The 16,360-nt window shown below is 64.2% G+C and carries 20 protein-coding genes and 1 tRNA gene; 7 read left to right on the top strand and 14 right to left on the bottom strand.

Annotated elements, in window-relative coordinates; translation table 11 throughout:
* Positions 1-2: 2 nt before the first annotated feature.
* Genes ACEQXE_RS04315 through ACEQXE_RS04325 form a run of 3 tightly spaced genes read right to left on the bottom strand, consistent with a single transcriptional unit; the run spans position 3 to position 1,598 of the window.
* On the bottom strand, positions 3-242 hold the full coding sequence (locus ACEQXE_RS04315) for a ferrous iron transport protein A (protein WP_370177721.1): 240 nt from the start codon (positions 240-242) through the stop codon (positions 3-5).
* 60 nt (positions 243-302) lie between these two features.
* Entirely contained in the window at positions 303-980 is a 678-nt protein-coding gene (locus tag ACEQXE_RS04320) for a COQ9 family protein (RefSeq protein WP_370177722.1), read from the bottom strand.
* A gap of 3 nt (positions 981-983) precedes the next feature.
* Complete coding sequence (locus tag ACEQXE_RS04325) at positions 984-1,598, bottom strand: ankyrin repeat domain-containing protein (protein ID WP_370177723.1); 615 nt, start codon at positions 1,596-1,598, stop codon at positions 984-986.
* Between the two features lie 96 nt (positions 1,599-1,694).
* On the opposite strand from ACEQXE_RS04325, the gene ACEQXE_RS04330 reads away from it, so the two are divergent.
* The 6 genes from ACEQXE_RS04330 (at position 1,695) to ACEQXE_RS04355 (ending at position 5,523) form a co-directional block, all read left to right on the top strand.
* The gene (locus ACEQXE_RS04330) at positions 1,695-2,294 is read left to right on the top strand and encodes an SCO family protein (protein WP_370177724.1); all 600 of its coding nucleotides are present in this window, start codon (positions 1,695-1,697) and stop codon (positions 2,292-2,294) included.
* Positions 2,282-2,722: a YcgN family cysteine cluster protein gene (locus ACEQXE_RS04335; protein WP_370177725.1), complete on the top strand. Its 441-nt coding sequence runs from the start codon at positions 2,282-2,284 to the stop codon at positions 2,720-2,722. The genes ACEQXE_RS04330 and ACEQXE_RS04335 overlap by 13 nt, the downstream gene beginning before the upstream one ends.
* 92 nt (positions 2,723-2,814) lie before the next feature.
* Entirely contained in the window at positions 2,815-3,438 is a 624-nt protein-coding gene (locus ACEQXE_RS04340; RefSeq protein WP_370183827.1) for a M48 family metallopeptidase, read from the top strand.
* 53 nt (positions 3,439-3,491) lie between these two features.
* Positions 3,492-3,941: a hypothetical protein gene (locus ACEQXE_RS04345; RefSeq protein WP_370177727.1), complete on the top strand. Its 450-nt coding sequence runs from the start codon at positions 3,492-3,494 to the stop codon at positions 3,939-3,941.
* The gene (gene ribD / locus ACEQXE_RS04350; RefSeq protein ID WP_370177805.1) at positions 3,931-4,899 is read left to right on the top strand and encodes a bifunctional diaminohydroxyphosphoribosylaminopyrimidine deaminase/5-amino-6-(5-phosphoribosylamino)uracil reductase RibD; all 969 of its coding nucleotides are present in this window, start codon (positions 3,931-3,933) and stop codon (positions 4,897-4,899) included. Before ACEQXE_RS04345 ends, ribD begins: the two co-directional genes overlap by 11 nt.
* Complete coding sequence (locus tag ACEQXE_RS04355; RefSeq protein WP_370177728.1) at positions 4,900-5,523, top strand: riboflavin synthase; 624 nt, start codon at positions 4,900-4,902, stop codon at positions 5,521-5,523.
* Positions 5,524-5,530: 7 nt separating this feature from the next.
* On the opposite strand, the gene ACEQXE_RS04360 is transcribed toward ACEQXE_RS04355, so the two are convergent.
* The 4 genes from ACEQXE_RS04360 to ACEQXE_RS04375 form a co-directional block, all read right to left on the bottom strand.
* Complete coding sequence (locus ACEQXE_RS04360) at positions 5,531-5,878, bottom strand: DUF2200 domain-containing protein (RefSeq protein WP_370177729.1); 348 nt, start codon at positions 5,876-5,878, stop codon at positions 5,531-5,533.
* A 193-nt stretch (positions 5,879-6,071) separates the two neighbouring features.
* The gene (locus ACEQXE_RS04365) at positions 6,072-6,644 is read right to left on the bottom strand and encodes a GNAT family N-acetyltransferase (protein ID WP_370177730.1); all 573 of its coding nucleotides are present in this window, start codon (positions 6,642-6,644) and stop codon (positions 6,072-6,074) included.
* A gap of 1 nt (position 6,645) precedes the next feature.
* Positions 6,646-7,836 (bottom strand): aromatic amino acid transaminase, encoded by a 1,191-nt coding sequence (locus ACEQXE_RS04370; RefSeq protein ID WP_370177731.1) that lies wholly within the window; start codon positions 7,834-7,836, stop codon positions 6,646-6,648.
* A 59-nt stretch (positions 7,837-7,895) separates the two neighbouring features.
* Entirely contained in the window at positions 7,896-8,699 is an 804-nt protein-coding gene (locus ACEQXE_RS04375; RefSeq protein ID WP_370177732.1) for a DUF1134 domain-containing protein, read from the bottom strand.
* Positions 8,700-8,923: 224 nt separating this feature from the next.
* Between ACEQXE_RS04375 and ACEQXE_RS04380 the strand changes: the two genes are divergently transcribed.
* A tRNA-Ser gene (locus ACEQXE_RS04380) sits at positions 8,924-9,015 on the top strand.
* Between the two features lie 234 nt (positions 9,016-9,249).
* Here ACEQXE_RS04380 and ACEQXE_RS04385 read toward each other — a convergent pair.
* From ACEQXE_RS04385 to ACEQXE_RS04415, 7 genes are all read right to left on the bottom strand, one after another.
* Positions 9,250-9,876 (bottom strand): exopolysaccharide biosynthesis protein, encoded by a 627-nt coding sequence (locus ACEQXE_RS04385; RefSeq protein WP_370177733.1) that lies wholly within the window; start codon positions 9,874-9,876, stop codon positions 9,250-9,252.
* A complete protein-coding gene (locus ACEQXE_RS04390; protein ID WP_370177734.1) occupies positions 9,876-10,544 on the bottom strand; it encodes a ZIP family metal transporter in 669 nt (222 codons plus the stop codon). The genes ACEQXE_RS04385 and ACEQXE_RS04390 overlap by 1 nt, the downstream gene beginning before the upstream one ends.
* Positions 10,545-10,736: 192 nt before the next feature.
* Entirely contained in the window at positions 10,737-12,071 is a 1,335-nt protein-coding gene (locus tag ACEQXE_RS04395) for a sorbosone dehydrogenase family protein (protein ID WP_370177735.1), read from the bottom strand.
* Positions 12,068-12,514, bottom strand: coding sequence for a DUF2231 domain-containing protein (locus tag ACEQXE_RS04400; protein ID WP_370177736.1), 447 nt, complete (start codon positions 12,512-12,514; stop codon positions 12,068-12,070). Before ACEQXE_RS04400 ends, ACEQXE_RS04395 begins: the two co-directional genes overlap by 4 nt.
* Positions 12,515-12,536: 22 nt before the next feature.
* Positions 12,537-12,833, bottom strand: coding sequence for a hypothetical protein (locus ACEQXE_RS04405; RefSeq protein WP_370177737.1), 297 nt, complete (start codon positions 12,831-12,833; stop codon positions 12,537-12,539).
* Positions 12,826-15,363 carry a cbb3-type cytochrome c oxidase subunit I gene (locus ACEQXE_RS04410; protein ID WP_370177738.1) on the bottom strand — a complete coding sequence of 846 codons (2,538 nt, stop codon included), beginning with the start codon at positions 15,361-15,363 and terminating at the stop codon, positions 12,826-12,828. Before ACEQXE_RS04410 ends, ACEQXE_RS04405 begins: the two co-directional genes overlap by 8 nt.
* Positions 15,360-16,355, bottom strand: coding sequence for a cytochrome c oxidase subunit II (locus tag ACEQXE_RS04415; protein ID WP_370177739.1), 996 nt, complete (start codon positions 16,353-16,355; stop codon positions 15,360-15,362). Before ACEQXE_RS04415 ends, ACEQXE_RS04410 begins: the two co-directional genes overlap by 4 nt.
* Positions 16,356-16,360 lie beyond the last annotated feature (5 nt).

Consider the following 16,360-nt stretch of genomic DNA (forward strand, 5'->3'; position numbering starts at 1 on the left):
GATCAGCCTGCCTTGAGAGAGATTGCCGCAGCCTGCACCTTGCGCAGCGCGATAGTCATTCGGCCGATCGTGATCGCCAGCGGGTCGCGACCGCCAAACACTCCGTGATGCGCCATGCGCACCTCAACCCCCTCTTCGAAGCCGAGCGCACGCATGCGCTTGGCATCTGCGGGCGGCAGCACGCCCCAATCGATCGCGGCAATCACCGCACCTTTTCCGGGCTGGAGGCTGTCGAGCGTCATCGCGCGGCTTGTGACAAAGCGCACTACGACATGCAACTGATTATCAATACCCGCGCGGGACTATTCGGCCGGGTAACGCAAGCGGCCCAGCAACCGAACCGGGCTGAAGTGTTCGCGATCAGCCCCGCCAAGAAACTGCGCCTTCGCCTTTTCGAACTGCATCACGTTGTCGATACGCCGATCGAGAAACGCGCGGGTTTCAGCCTTGTCGTCACTCTCGTCGTCGATCCACACCAGCAGCGTGGACGTATAGAGCGATGCGAGGATCGCGCGCTTGGTGTAGTGGTTGTAATCGGTCGCGGTATCGCCCGCGAGGCGCCACATTATGTCGGCGCTCTTCCACGCACGGCGGAACGCGGACCGCACGTTCTGCGGCATGGCCCCGACCGCCAGTGCGCGGCGCATGGCCTCTTCCTGACCTGCCACCGCATCCAGCCGGTACTGCACGAGGTCGCGGATCCTTTCGCGAATCTTGCGTGTCGCCAGCACATCGGGCGGAAGATCGCGGGCCATGGCAGCGTCGGTCGCTTCGATCCACGCGGTCACCATCGCCATCGCGCGAGATTGTCCATTGCCCTTGAACGCCAGCTTCGCCAGCGCGGGTTCCACGCCTTCCATTTCGGCAGCCGAGATCAGCGCGGCTTCGGTCCACCCGTCGAAAATAGCGGAATCGGCGATGGCCGGAGCCAGCGCGAGCCGCAATTCGTCAAGCGTGAGGTCGGCGGCATTGTCGATCATTGGCTAGAAGCTCGGCCCGTATTGCGTGGTGGATTCCTCTTCGCGCTTTTCGTCGGCGGAAGTGAATTCGTCCGACAGCCGGCGTTCGCCGATCAGCGCAACGTAATCGCGCGCAGACCGCCCCGAATTGTCCGTGCGATCGGGGTTCGCACCATTGGCGAGCAACACCCGCACCAGCGCTATGTCGCGCTTGTGCACGGCGAAGATCAGCGGAGTTTCGCCAGTAGCGGTGATCGGATCGATGCGCGCGCCCGCTTCCAGAAAGGCGATCACACCCTCGATATGGCCGAGACGCGCGGAGATCATCAACGGAGTCACGCCGTCCTTGTTGGCGATATTCGGATTCGCGCCATTGCCCGACAGGAACCGGATCCACGCGGTATCGCGACGCTGTGCCACAATGTGCAATGCCGTCTCGCCATTGGACTGGTCACGCGTGTTGATCAGCGAACTCGCGCCCGGTTCTTCCACCATGTCCGAAACTATCGTCGCGTCACGCTCCCGCACCGCTTTCAGGAACTTGTACCCGTCCGAAAATCCGCCGAGCTGAGCGACGGCGATGCTGCTCAGCGCGGCGAGCGAGAGAATGCCCATTCGGGCCCAATTGCGGAAAACCACCGGCGACACCTTAAACACTCCTGTCAAAGCCCCTAATTGCTGTATGGCGAGGCTCATTCTTCGATACACAGTTAGCAGACGCTGAACCCGATTGCCATGAACAGACTTCCGAAATCGATCGCATGCCTTGCACCTTTGGCGCTGGGCCTTGCCGCATGCTCCGGTGCAGAGGAAGCCCCCGCTGCGCCCCCGCTCGAAGGCGCCGCAATCGGCGGCGATTTCACGCTGACCGGCGAGGATGGCGAGCCTGTGTCGTGGGACGATTTCGACGGCAAATACCGCACACTGTATTTCGGTTATACCTTCTGCCCCGATGTCTGCCCGGTCGACACCGGACGCGCGATGGCGGGGCTGAAGCAGTTCGAGGCCGCATCGCCAGATCGTGGGGAGAAGGTCCAGCCGCTTTTCATCAGTGTCGATCCCCAGCGCGACACGCCGGAGGTGCTGACCGAATTCACCGACCAGTTCCATCCGCGACTGATCGGCATGACGGGGACGAAAGAGCAACTCGACAAGGTGGTGGACGACTTCAAGTCCTACTACCGGATCGGTGAACCCGGGGCGGGCGGCGGCTACCTCGTCGATCATACCAGCGTCACCTACCTTTTCGGACCCGATGGCCAGCCTATTGCGACCCTCCCGACCGACGAGGGCGCCGATGCTGTCGCCGCCGAACTCGACAAATGGGTGAATTGAGGGAGCGCTTCTGGGAGCGCCCGCTGGCCGAACTCAACCAGGCCGAGTGGGAAGCGCTGTGCGATGGATGCGGACGCTGCTGCCTGCACAAGCTGGAAGACGACGACACCGGCGAAATTGCCGAGACCAACGTCGCCTGTCGCCTGCTCGATTGCGAGACCGCCCGCTGCCGCGACTATGCCAACCGCAAGACGTACGTGCCCGATTGCCTGCGGCTGACCCGCTCGCTGGTCGACAAGCTGCCGTGGCTACCCGAAACCTGCGCCTATCGCCGCCGCGCCGAAGGGCGCCGCCTGCCCCGGTGGCACTACCTTCTCACCGGATCGCGCGACGATGTGCACCGCAAAGGCGCAGGTGTGGCCGGTCGGGTGATCTCGGAAACGAAGGCAGGGCCGCTCGAACACCATATTGTCGAGTGGGAAGGATGATCGACTGGCTGCGCGATCCGGCCGACCCTTCGGTGCAATTGGCCGATATTGAGCTTCCCCTGCACATTGTGCGGCACCCTCGCGCCACGCGTATGACACTGCGCCTGGCCGATGACGGGCAGAGCGCGCGGATCACCATGCCACGCTGGGGATCGACGCGCGAGGCGATCCGGTTCGCCCAGTCGCGCGCAGGCTGGCTCGATGCGCAGCGGGCCAGGCGCCCACAACGCGCCGAACCGCGACCGGGGGGCACGATTGCGTTTCGCGGGCACGATCTGGCGATTGACTGGCAGGAAGACCGCCCACGCAAGGTCGTGCTGCGCGGAGCCGCCATCGGGCTCGGCGGGCCTCGAGACGGCCTGACCCCCCGCCTCAAGCGCTGGCTGCAAGGCGAAGCGCGAAGCCTGTTTGCCGACGATCTCGCCTTCTACTCAGCGCGCGCGGGGCTGGAGACGCCCGACTTCGCGCTCAGCAGCGCACGCAGGCGGTGGGGCAGTTGCTCGTCGTGCGGCACCGTGCGCCTCAATTGGCGGCTGGTGCAGGCGCCCGATCACGTCCGCCGCTCGGTCGTCGCGCACGAGACCGCGCATCGCGTGCATTTCGACCATTCGCCGCGATTCCATGCCCTGCTGGCGGACCTGTTCGAAGACGACCTGCCGGACGCGGAGCGCTGGCTGAAGGCGAACGGACCAAGCCTTTTCAGCGCCTTCGGCTGACGCCCGGCGCATCCCCACTGGCGGGGCCGCGCTTCACGCCCTATGTTGCAGCGATGCGCATCAGCCCGAAATACGACGTCGCCGGCGGTTTTGGCGACCTGTGGACCGAACTGAAACGTCCCCAGCCCTATCGCTGGCCGATCCTGGCTGCGTCATTCGCCCTGACCGGGCTGGTACTCTATCCCTTCACGCAAGAACGCGTCTATCCGCCGCCGCCCAAGCCCGACATCGTGTACATCACCTCCTTCGCGCCCGATCGCAGCGATGCTGAAATCGTCGCCTCGAACATCGAGAACCAGGAGCGTAAGGAGGCGCGCCAGCGGCTGGAGGAGGCACGGATAGAGAAGCGGCGCGAGATGTATCGTGCGCTCGGGCAGGCGACCGGGATCGACACCGACAAGATGGAAGCCGAAATCGCCGAGGAACGCGCCCGGGAAGAGGCGGCACAACAGGAACGTATCGAAGCGGCGACGGGCGGATCGGTTGACCAGCCTGCCGACTGACGCACGCTGGCTGGCTGCTGCCGCACGGCTGGCCTTGCGTGGGCGCCCGCACAGCTACCCCAACCCCTCCGTCGGTTGCCTGATCGTCAAGGACGGTCGCGTCGTGGCACGCGGCTGGACGCGGGATGGCGGCCGCCCCCATGCCGAAGCCGCAGCGCTGGCGGACGCCGGCGATGCGGCACGCGGTGCCGACATCTACGTTACTCTCGAACCTTGCGCGCATGAGTCACCGCGAGGCCCCGCATGTTCCGACCTGCTGGTCGCCGCAGCCCCTGCCCGCGTGATCGTGGGCCAGAGCGACCCCGACCAGCGTACTGCCGGAAGGGGGATGGAGCGCCTGCGCACAGCGGGCATAGCGGCCGAGCTGGCCGATTGCCCGGCCAGCGCCGCCAGCCTTGCAGGTTATCTCACTCGCGCCGCTTCCAGCCGCCCGCATGTGACGCTCAAGCTGGCCATGTCGCTCGACGGGTGCATCGCGGATGCCGAAGGCTCCAGCCAGTGGATCACCGGCGAGGCGGCGCGCGCGCACGTCCATTCGCGCCGCGCCCTGGCCGATGCCATCCTCGTTGGCGGTGGAACCTGGCGCGCAGACACGCCACGCCTCGATGTGCGACTGCCGGGACTTGAGCAGCGCAGCCCGATGCGCTGGGTGCTCACATCGCAGCCTATCGATGGAGCGCAATCCATCGCCGCTCCGGCAGACATCGCGCAGATACCGGCGCAGTACCTTTACATCGAAGGCGGCGCACAGACCGCCGCAAGCTTCCTCGCCGCCGACCTTGTCGACCGGCTGGAGATCTACCGCGCGCCCATCGTCATCGGCGGCGGCATGCCTGCTGTGCGCGATATCGGCCTGCCAGAGCTTGCACAGGCGCATGATCGCTGGCAGCGGGTCGAACAGCGCATGCTCGGCCCCGATACCTACGAGGCCTTTGTACGAACCCGCACGGGAGGCTGAATGTTCACCGGAATCGTCACAGCGATCGGCACGATCACCGCCGCAGAGCAGCGCGGCGACCTGCGCGCGACGATTGCCTGCCCGTATGACCCGGCAGGCATCGCCATCGGCGCTTCGATCGCATGTTCGGGCGTGTGCCTGACCGTGGTCGAGCGTGGCGGGCAGCCGGGCGACGCATGGTTCGCGGTCGACATCTCGGGCGAAACCGTTTCGCGCTCCGCCCCCGGGCAGTGGCAGGAAGGGCGCCGCCTCAACCTCGAACGCGCGCTGAAGGTGGGCGACGAACTGGGCGGGCACATCGTCACGGGCCACGTCGACTGTGTAGGCGAGGTCGTGTCGGCGAGCGAGGAAGGCGGCTCGACCCGGCTCGCCATCCGCGCTCCGGCAGAGTTCGCACCCTTCATCGCGCCCAAGGGATCGATCACCGTCGACGGCGTGTCGCTGACGGTAAACGCGGTGGACGACCTTTCGGACGGCAGCTGCACCTTCACGCTGAACATCATCCCGCACACGGGCGAAGTGACGACGCTCGGCACGCTAGAGGCTGGCAGCCACGTGAACCTCGAGATCGATGTCCTCGCGCGCTACCTCAAGCGGATGCAGGGTCTCGCCGTGAAGGCCTGAGCGCGCATTAGCGCAGGATAGACTCCATCTTCTTGCCGCGGGCGAGTTCGTCGACCAGCTTGTCCATCCAGCGGATCTTCTGGGTCAGCGGATCTTCGATCTCTTCCACCCGGATGCCGCACACCACGCCCTTGATCTCGTCGACGTGCGGATGGATCTGCGGCGCTTCGTCGAAGAACGTCTCCAGCGTGGTCGCGCGCTCGATCTGGTCAGCCATCCCGGCATCGTCGTAACCCGTCAGCCACTGGATGACGGTGTCGAGCTCGGCCTTGGTGCGACCCTTACGCTCCGCCTTCTGGACATACATCGGGTAGATTTTGGCGAACTCGTAGTCGCCGATTGCCTTGCGCGGCATGCTGGCCTCTCCTGTGTACTTCACGTGTGATAGCACTTCGACACGGCGACGTCAGTCGGGCAATCGCGCTTCGATTCGAGCCGATACCTCCCGGCCCTGACACACCTGACACAGTGTCTAAGGGGAGAAATCCTCCCGCCCCGATCTTGCAGTTCCCAAGGGATATCGACGCTGTGAAAGAGCGGCCCGGAGCCTAGCCGCCCTGATCGCTGTAGGACAGCGGCCCGTTTGCAAACTCATCTCGCGTAATCGCATAGACCAGGTGCAGCACGCGCTTGCCTTCGTACTTGGCAAGCTCGGTGCGCCGGGTTTTCTGCGCGCCGATATTCTCCAGCGCATTGCGGCTGCGCCAATTGGCCTCTCCCACGCGAAAATCGACCCGTTCCACACTCTGGAAGGCGTGCGCCAGCATCAGCCGCTTCATCTCCCGGTTGACGCTCTTCCCCCAATATCGCGGGGCAAGGAATGTCCAGCCGATCTCTACCGAGCTCTGCTCCTCCGGGTCCTCATCGGCATCCATCAGCGCCTGGAAGCGCGACGACCCGATGATCTCGCCCTTGTCCTTGTCGATGATTGCCAGCGCACCGCCCTTCGCCAGCGCATCCTCGAAGAATGCACGGAACACCGGCTCGCGCCAGCGATCATGCATGGGGTGCTGTTCCCACACCATCGGGTCGGACGCGACGGCATAGAGCGCGTCCCAATCATCCTCTGTCAGTGGCCGCAGCAGGGTCCGTTCCCCTTCAAGAACGGGCTGCCGGTCCATGTCAGCCCGCAGTGCTCTGGGTAACGTCCGCCAGCGCGGCGATGAACTTGTCGATATTGCCCCGGGTCAACCCGGCGATATTGATGCGCCCGGAACCGGCCATGTAAACCGCGTGGTCTTCCCGCAGCTTGCCGATCTGCTCCTTGCTCAGCGGCAGCATCGCGAAGAGGCCATTCTGCTCTTCCAGATGCGCGAGCGGTACGCCTTCCACCTTGTTATCGGCAGCAGCCAGATGCGCGCGAACCCAGCGCAGACGCTCCCGCATCCGGTCGAGTTCGGCCAGCCATTTCTGGCGCAGGTCCTCATCGCGCAACACTATCCGCACCGCCGCACCGCCATGATCGGGCGGCATCGACCAGTTGGCACGTGCCAGTGCCGCCGCGTTCGACATGGCGGCACTCAGCATGCCCGGCTCCGCAACCTTGGCGTAGAAGGCGCCTACGCGGTCGCGGTAGAGCCCGAAGTTCTTGTCGCAGCTGTAGGCGATCAGCGCGTTGGGGACCCTGGCCAAAACCTTGCGCAAGCCTGCTGAGTCTTCTTCCAACCCGTGGCCCAGCCCCTGATAGGCACTGTCGATGATCGGCAGCACGGGGCTGTCCGCCAGCGCATCCGCGATCTGGCCCCACTGGTCATCCGTGTAATCGATCCCGCTGGGGTTGTGGCAGCAAGCGTGCAGCAGCACCGCATCGCCCTCTACGCCATTGCGGATCAGGTCGAGCACCGCATCGCCATCGGCACTGCCGTCCAGCTTCGCATGCGCGAAGGTAACGGCCTCAAGGCCGACATCCTCGATGATCGGGATATGGTTGGGCCAGCTGGGCGTGCCCACATGCACGCGCGTGATGCCTGCCCTGGCAGCCAGCGCCATCGCGAGCCGCACCGCACCGGTACCGCCCGGGGTCTGCAACCCGTCGATACGGCCATTCATGCCGGTATCGTCGCCGAAGAGGATCGGCATGATCGCCTTCACGAAGCCCTTGTCGCCTTCGGGGCCGAGATAGCTCTTGGAGTCCTGCTCTTCCCACAACCGCTGTTCGGCGGCCTTGATCGCCTCGAACACGGGCGTTGCGCCATCATCCGTGCGGTAGACCCCAACGCCAAGATCGATCTTGTCGTCCCGCTCGTCGGCGGCAAAGGCAGAGATCAGCGCGAGCAGCGCGTCGGGCGGAGTGTCTTGCAGGCGATCGAGCATGCCCGCCCCATGCTATCGCAGGGGCGCAACCGCAACCGATAATATCCGCCAGGCGCCGCTCAGAACGGTAACCAGCGCTGCTTCTTGGAGAATTTCATGTAGCCCGCGTTGACGCCCAGCCGCAGCCCCGCACCCATGCGGATCGGGATCAGCACGGTGTCGCCCTTGCGCAGGTAGCTCGCGGTGACACCGCCGACGAGGTAGGCCTGCCCCTCGCCCGCCGGGAAACGCTCGTACAGTTCCTCGGTATCGAACAGGTTGTAGACCAGCACGAAGGTCTTGCCGCCATTCGCGCCGACATCGAAGCCGATCGACGGGCCGGTCCAGTAAACGGGCATCTGCCCCTCGACCTTGTGATACAGCGTGCCCGAACCGTAGCGCGCACCGATAAAGAAGGCGCCGCCCGCCTCGCGACCGACGATATAGCCATTGGGCGTGCCCTGATCGGCCAGCACCTTCTCGATCATGCGGGCGATACCTTCCGCATTGTCCCCGAAGAAGCCCTGCGCGGCGCCGATCAGGTCGTCATCGCGCCATGTGTCGGCGCTTTCCGCGGCCGGTACGGTCGGCTCTGCGGCATAGGCGTAGGAATCGGTTTCCACCGGGGCGGGTGCCACCTGATCGCTCTGGGGCGACAGGTCGGTCCAGGTCGAAACCTGCGATTGCGGCTCCTCGGCAGGTTGTGCGGGCTGCTGCGGTGTGCCGTAGACCGAAGGCTCGCCCGGATTTTCCATCAGATCCCCGTCGATCTGCTGGTTCGGGTCGATCGTTTCGAGTGTTTGCGCCGCGATCGGTGTCGCCAGCATGGCGAACATCGCGACGAACAGGGCAGCGAACCGGTGGATGCTGAGAGTGCGAGCCATGACGGTCGCTCCTTCGCAAAAAGTTTATGGACGATCCCGGCGATAGACTGAATCGCATGAACCTCGCGCATCAAGAGCGAAGGCGGTGAACCGAATCGAAAACGCGCCGAGACGAGTCGTGCAGCACGAAGTTTACGCGCCGCCTTCGCGCCTCTTGTGCGCACGTGCTCTGCTGGTTATAGCGCGCCGCTCTCGCGCCGCAGCCACTGCGGTCGGGCGCGTGCGGAGACGTGGGTGAGTGGCTGAAACCAGCTCCCTGCTAAGGAGCCATACCTCTAGCGGGGTATCGAGGGTTCGAATCCCTCCGTCTCCGCCATTCTTTCGATCTCGCGGCACTTCACCCGGAAGCAATGCGGGATCATGCCCTCGACAAGGCGGTCCGGCGCGCGGTCGCGCGCCTGCCGGAGAGTTCGTACCGCTTCTTTCACTCCCCGCCATTATCCAACGGTGGTATTCGCGAAGATCGCAGACATGCGAAGTGTGACCAATATTGCTTCCCATTAGTGGCGCTGCTGGAACGATTGGCTTCGACACCATCGATATCGTGCGCTCACCCAGCTGACAGCCAATCAATGGCAAAGAAGATGCCTGCCACCCCAGCGGCCGCCCCGAACGAGATGGCAATCAGCATGAGGAGGCCGTCGCGCAGCAGCAGCGCAAGCCCGAACGCAGCTATCGCGGCCATCGGGATCGTGCTCGCGAAGGGAATGAATTCCAGGATCGGAACAGAAAGGCAAAGGATCAGGATCAGCAATGCGGCGCTGCGCGCAACGGGCGCACGCACGAAGCGATCCATCCTGCCATGAAACCACTTGTCCATGACCCGTGCCACGCCATCCAGCTTTCCGATCGCCTCGTGCATTCGCTCGCCGCCGACAGATCGGCGCTGGAGCCAGCCGGGCAGCCATAGATGCTCCTTGTCCAACGCCAGCTGGATTGCAGTGATTGCGACGATGACGGCTAGAAAGGTGGGCACTGCGGGAATGCCGCCGATCGGGCTGATTTCGATAAGCGCCGGTATTAGCAGCGCAGGCCCGTAGGAGCGATCTCCAATCGTATCGAGGACATCTCCGATCGTGACCCGATCGTGCCTTTCGGCAAGCGCGCTCAACCGGTCCAGGATGCTGCCGACCGAATGCACTTCCGATTCGCCATTGGCCGAATTTGGTCCGTCCATCACGCCCCTATGCACGCCGACATCAACAGAAGGACGGCGAACCCGACCGCAAATGCTGGGCTCGACAGGTGCCGCGGTGTGTCGGGCGCATCAGCTTCAGGGAGCAAATCCTCAATTGTCGCTGTCAGCAGTATGCCGGCAAAAACAGCCAGTACCGCGCCTTTCGCAAGTTCGCCCGCGCCGTTGAGTAGGACATACCCGACCAGCCCACCGATCAAGGGAGCCACAAAATAGGCGAGTGCAGCCAGCAATCGGGCACGCGGCTTGACCCGGCTATCCCGAAACGCTGCGGTGATCGCGAAGCCACCGGGCAGGTTTCCGATAATTTGCGACGTCGCGAGGAGTATTCCGAGCGGGCCAGCCACAGCAGCGCCCCCGCCCGTCATCAGCCCGTCGGTGAAGAGGTCCAGCGTGATCGCGGTGTGCGCCCCCCAGCCCCGTTCCTCCGCTCCATCCTTGCTGCCGCGAATGCGCTGTGCCACCGCCGCGATCGCAACCGAAACGCCTCCTCCGATTACGAACGCAAATGCGACCAGCCAGATGGCGACGAGCTCTTGCGCTCGCGGTAACAGCTCGGTCGCCGCCACCGCAAGCCCGACCCCGGCCGCCATGTGGAGCGCGCCGCCGGTAACTCCAGATGACGGCTTACGCCATTCGGCAAGCGCCATTCCCGCCAGGCTACCCAATGCCGGGAGCAGGGTGAGGAGCAGAACCGTGCCTAGGCCGATTGACTCAGCCATGTGCGCAAGCGCGACTGGCGATTGCTCTACGAAGCGCGTCGAAACCACGGAGTTTCCGGGCCGCTTCGCGATCCATCATCCATGGTTTCGAACAGGTGTAAGACACAGCAAACTTTTGGCCTAGTCCGCGACCCGCGGCGGCGGCGGATTGGTGCGCGGCGCGCTGCGGCGAGCGATCCGCCAGACGGTGTTCGATACGTCGTCTGCCACCAGCAGCACACGGCGCTCGGGATCGTAGGTCACGCCGACGGGGCGACCGCGGGCATGGCCATCTTTCAAGAAGCCGGTGAGCAGGTCGATCGGTTCGCCCGTGGGTCGACCATTGCTAAACGGCACGAACACCACCTTGTAGCCAGAGGGATCGGAACGGTTCCAGCTGCCGTGCATGCCAACGAACGCGCCCTCCCTGAACCGTCCGCCAAGGCCGTCCTCAGTGGTAAAATCGACTCCCAGCGCTGCGACATGCGCCCCAAGCGCATAGTCCGGGACAATCGCGGTGCGGACCAGATCGGGGCGCGCGGGCTTAATCCTCGGATCGATGGTTTGCCCGTAATAACTATAGGGCCAGCCATAGAAGCCGCCATCCCTCACCGATGTCAGGTAATCGGGCACCAGCTGGGGGCCCAGTTCGTCCCGTTCGTTGACCACGGCCCACAAGCCATCGGTCCATGGATTGAAGGCGAGCGCGGTAGGGTTGCGGATACCGGAAGCGAAAATGCGGCTGGCGCCGGTTTCCCTATCGATCTCCCAGACCACCGCACGATCTTCTTCCACGTCCATCCCGCGTTCGCCGACATTGCTGTTAGAGCCGATGCCGACATAGAGCTTGGATCCGTCGGGGCTGGCGGTCAGCGCCTTGGTCCAGTGGTGGTTGATCTTGGCGGGGAGCTTGGTGAGTTCGGTCCCCGGTCCGGGAAGGCTGGTCGCCCCTTCTGTATAGGGGAAGCTGACAAGGTTGCCCTGGTTGGCGACGTAGAGCGTGCCGTCCACGAAGGCGAGGCCATAAGGCGCGTCCAGCCCCTCGATGAAGGTCGTCTGCAGATCGGTCTGCCCGTCGCCATCGTCGTCGCGCAGGAGGGTAATACGATCACCACCCTCGACCGAACTTTTACCGCGACTCTTTATCCAGCCTGCGATCACATCCTTCGGGCGCAGCTTGGGCGCTTTGCCGCCCGATCCTTCCGCGACCAGGATATCTCCATTGGGCAAGACCAGAGTCTGGCGCGGGATTTTCAGGTCCTGCGCTATGGCGCTGACCGTGAAGCCTTCGGGGACTGTGGGCAGTTCCCCATCCCACCCTTCCGGCGTCGGAATGGTCATGGCCGGAAACAGCGTGTCGCTCTGTTCGGGCAGGTCCGGGCCCGTGCCCGTCTCGTCGACATCGGGATCGCTCCCGGCCTGACATGCACCGAGGACCAGCGCGAGCGGCAGCGCGAGAGTAGCAAGGCGGCTCATGTCGCTTGCTCCGCCATGCGTGTGCTGTGGGCGAGGTATGCGGCTACGAAGGCCAGCAGCGTGCACAGGACCGAGAGCGCCAGTCCGAACGTACCGACCGAGTGCCAGCCGTCGCGCGCATGCTGGAAGGCGTTGATCACGCCCAGAACGAACATTGCGGCGACGCTACCCAGATAGATCAGGCCGATGCCACCGGCATTTCTCAAACGACCGAAGAAAAGGCTGAGCAAAGCCCAGGCAAGGACCAGGCCTGCAAAGCAGTCCGCCCCTGCGATGAGCCAGGAGGAAAAATTGCTCCACTGGACCTCTGCGGTGTTGAGATACGTGATGTCGGACAGCAATGCGGAAGGGTAGAGCGCGACCGGGAAGGCCAGCAGAATTGCGTGGAGCGGGTTCGCGAAAGATCGCCAGTGCAGTGATGTCCTGTCCGCTGTTCGCTCCATCTTGCGCTTCTCCTCAGCTCCTCTAACCCACAATGGCGGGGAAAGTGCCAAGGATGATGGCGGCCACCGCCAGACCGATCGCACCGAAGGCGAGTGAAGCGCGGGGCAGACGGCGCGCCCAGAATAGCAAACCCGCGCATGCGACAATGCCAGCGGCAACCGCGATCCAGCGTGCGATCGCCTGCCCCGGGAAGACCAGCACCGCACCATAGGCGATCATGAAATGCAGCGCCCACACCGCGAAAGCGAGCACGAGCGTTCGGTAGATGGAAGGCCTGTCGATCGGCTGGCCGCCTTCCGCTCCGGCATCCTCACCCACCGGGAAACACCCGCGGGATGATCGTGAAGGCCATGCCCTGCAGAGCGCAGTAGGAAATGAAGCGCGCGACCACGTCCATCGTCACATTGGTCGGCGTGGTCATGATCCCGCGCGCTTCGCGGAAGGCGAGATAGGCCGCCATGATGACCGCGACGGTGACCACCTGGGCCTGCAGCACGGCGAGCATGAAGACGCTCGCGCCCATGCCGCTGGCAGTCGGTGAGAGCCCGGTCCCGAGCCAGCCCGTGATGTCGAGATAGAGAGCGCCCACAAGGAGCGCCGCCGCCGTCGCCTCGAACACCCAAGGCAGATCCCGCGCCAGCTTGCCTTCGCGCGTCGCGAGCATACGTCTGCCACCCCATGCCGCCAGAAGGGCCAGCGCTTCCAGCCCCACGATCAGCGCGGTCTCGCGCAGCGGTGGCGGTGCGCTCCAGACTTCGGGACTGATCCCGTAGAGGTACAGGTAAGCGAACACCGCCATGAAGCCGATCATGCCGATTACCACCATCAGCACATTGAGCGCCCACCAGCTGTGGCTCTTGGGCCCGGTGATCGCAATCGGCACTTCGATCCCTGCGCCGATGTTGGCGCTTTGCTGTTCCACCGGACGGTCGGTGTCCCACAGCCAGCGCAGGGTGCTGACCACTGCGACGATGCCGCAGAACACGGCAAAGGCATAGCCCTGCACGGTCAGCGACAGAAAAAACAGCGCGGTGAACACGGCCGCCGACAAGGGCCAGGGTGACGGGCCGGGCATCAGCTGGATATATTGCGGCTCGGCCAGGATCGGCGAGGTGATCAGAGTTTCGCGCTGCCCCGTCGGCGAATTGGGCAGGAAATAGCGGCCCTCTTCCACCTCCTTCGAAATCTCGGGTCGATTCCACAAGGGCTCTCGCGAGGTAACCAGCGGGATCGACCGGGTAGAATAGAGCCCGGTCGGCAGCCACTCCAGCGTACCGCCGCCGTAGATATTGCCCGCATCGTCATCGACGGTGAACCGAAACCTCCGGATGCAATCGATGACGAACAGCAGGATGCCCGCTGCCAGTATGAATGCACCGATGGTGGAGATCAGGTTGAGGAGATCGAAATCGCGGCCCGAGGGATAGGTGTAAACCCGTCGTGGCAACCCCATCAGCCCGGTCAGGTGCATCGGGAAGAAGGTGATGTGCAGCCCGGCAAACATCAGCCAGAATACCCACTTGCCGACCTTTTCGGACAGGGCCCTGCTGCTCGTCATCCCGTGCCAGTGGTAGAATGCGGCGAACATCGGGAACACCATCCCGCCCATCAGCACGTAATGCAGGTGCGCGACGATGAAATAGGTGTCGTGCGCCTGCCAGTCGAATGGCACCATGCCCACCATCACCCCTGTCAGCCCGCCCATGGTGAAGATAAGCACGCTGCCGACCACGAACAGCGCCGGCGTGTTCCACCTGATCTTGCCACTCGCCAGCGTGGCGATCCAGCAGAAGACCTGGATGCCGGCAGGCAGGCTCACCGCCATGCTCGCGGCCGAGAAATAGCCGGCGGAAAGGCGCGGCATATCGGTGGCGAACATGTGGTGGGCCCACACGCCGAAGCTGATGAATCCCGTCGCTACCAGCGCCAGCACGTTGAGCCGGAAGCCTACCAGCTCGGTACGCGCGGCAACCGCGACCATCATGCTCATCAGCCCGGCGGCCGGGATGAAGATGATGTAGACTTCCGGGTGGCCGAAGAACCAGAACAAGTGCTGCCACAGCATCGGGTCGCCGCCGCGCAACGGATCGAAGAACGGCCAGTTGAACGCGCGCTCGATCTCCAGCAGCATGGTGCACAGGATGACGCTGGGGAACGCGACAACGATCATCACCGCAAAGACCAGCATCGCCCAGGCGAACATCGGCATCCGATCCAGCGTCATCCCCGGCGCGCGCGTGCGCATGACGCCGACGATGATTTCGATCGCCCCGGCGATGGCCGATATTTCGATGAAGCCGATCCCCAGCAGCCAGAAATCCGTGTTGATTCCGGGACTGAACGCGATGCTGGTAAGCGGGGGATACATGAACCACCCGCCATCGGGGGCGAGCCCAACGAACAGCGAAAGGAAGAACATCGTCCCGCCGACGAAATAGGCCCAGAACGCGAAGGCAGAGAGGCGCGGAAACGGCAGGTCTCGCGCGGCCAGCATTTGCGGCAGCAGCATGATGCCGATCGCCTCCACCATCGGCACCGCGAACAGGAACATCATCACCGTGCCGTGCATGGTGAAGAACTGGTTGTATGTGTCGGCGCCCAGGAAATCCTGCATCGGCGCGGCAAGCTGGATGCGCATGCCCAGAGCCAGGATGCCCGCCGCGAGGAAGAACCCGAAAGCGGTCGCGACGTACCAGAAGCCGACATAGTTATTGTTGACTGCGGTCAACCGCCCCCATCCCTTGGGGGCTTTCCAGATTTCGGTCAGTTCCTCGACTTCGCTGTCCGGGCGCTTCTCGGTCGGGAAGCGCTCATACAGCGAATGGTCGAAGCCGGTTTCGGATTTCATTCCTGCAACTCGAGCCAGATCGCGATGGCTTCAAGTTCTTCGGCGCTCAGCCGGTCATAGCTCGGCATGCGGTTGCCCGGCTTGATCGACTGGCTGTCGCCGATCCAGCCGATCATCGTGCCGCGATGGTTGGGCAGGATGCCCGCACCAAGGCTACGCCGCGATCCGACATGGGTCAGGTCCGGCCCCGCGAGGCCGTTCGCCTCCGTGCCCGCGACCCGGTGGCAGGCGGCACAGCCGGTATCCATGAACAGTGCGCGTCCTTGCGACGCAGCGGCAGAGCGCCCCCCCGTCGTAGTCGACCGCGCCACGGCTGCGGAAGGTTGAACGCCTGAGGCAAGCCGCGCCAGTCGGGCATCGCGCCAGCGTACCCAGTCGGCCGGCTCATAAGCGATCGCGACGAAGCCCATCAGCGCGTGCTGTCCGCCGCAATATTCGGCGCACACGCCGCCGAATTCGCCTGCACGATCCGCTTCGATCCGCAGGAATGTCCGGCGACCGGGTATCATGTCCTTCTTGCCGGAGAGGTGCGGCACCCAGAAGCTGTGGATCACATCGGCACTTTCGAGTTCGAGCACCACAGGTGTGTCCACCGGGATGTGGATCTCGTTTGCGTCCTGCATCACGACATTCCCGTCGGGATCGAGATATTGCACCCGGAACCACCACATTTCGCCAGTGACGCGAATGCGCATCTCGTCGCCGCGAATAGGCTCGGTCAGGCTTGCGGTCAGGGTCAGGCCCCAGACCAGCAAGGCCGTTAGCACGACGCCAGGAAAGGCGATGCCGCCGATCCAGATTGCCCGCTCCCCGCCCAAAGCCTGCTTCCATTTCGACGGTCCTTTGATCGCCGCCCATAGCGCGGCCACGATGACCACGGTGACGACCGCGCCCAGTCCGAACAGCGCCCAGGCCAGCGTGGTCACCTGCGCGGAGAAAGGGCCTGCAGGATCGAGCACGGGCGGCGGCCAGCCCCACAGCGCATCAAGCATGACGA

It is taken from the genome of Alteriqipengyuania sp. (assembly GCF_964222115.1).
GTDB lineage: Bacteria > Pseudomonadota > Alphaproteobacteria > Sphingomonadales > Sphingomonadaceae > Alteriqipengyuania.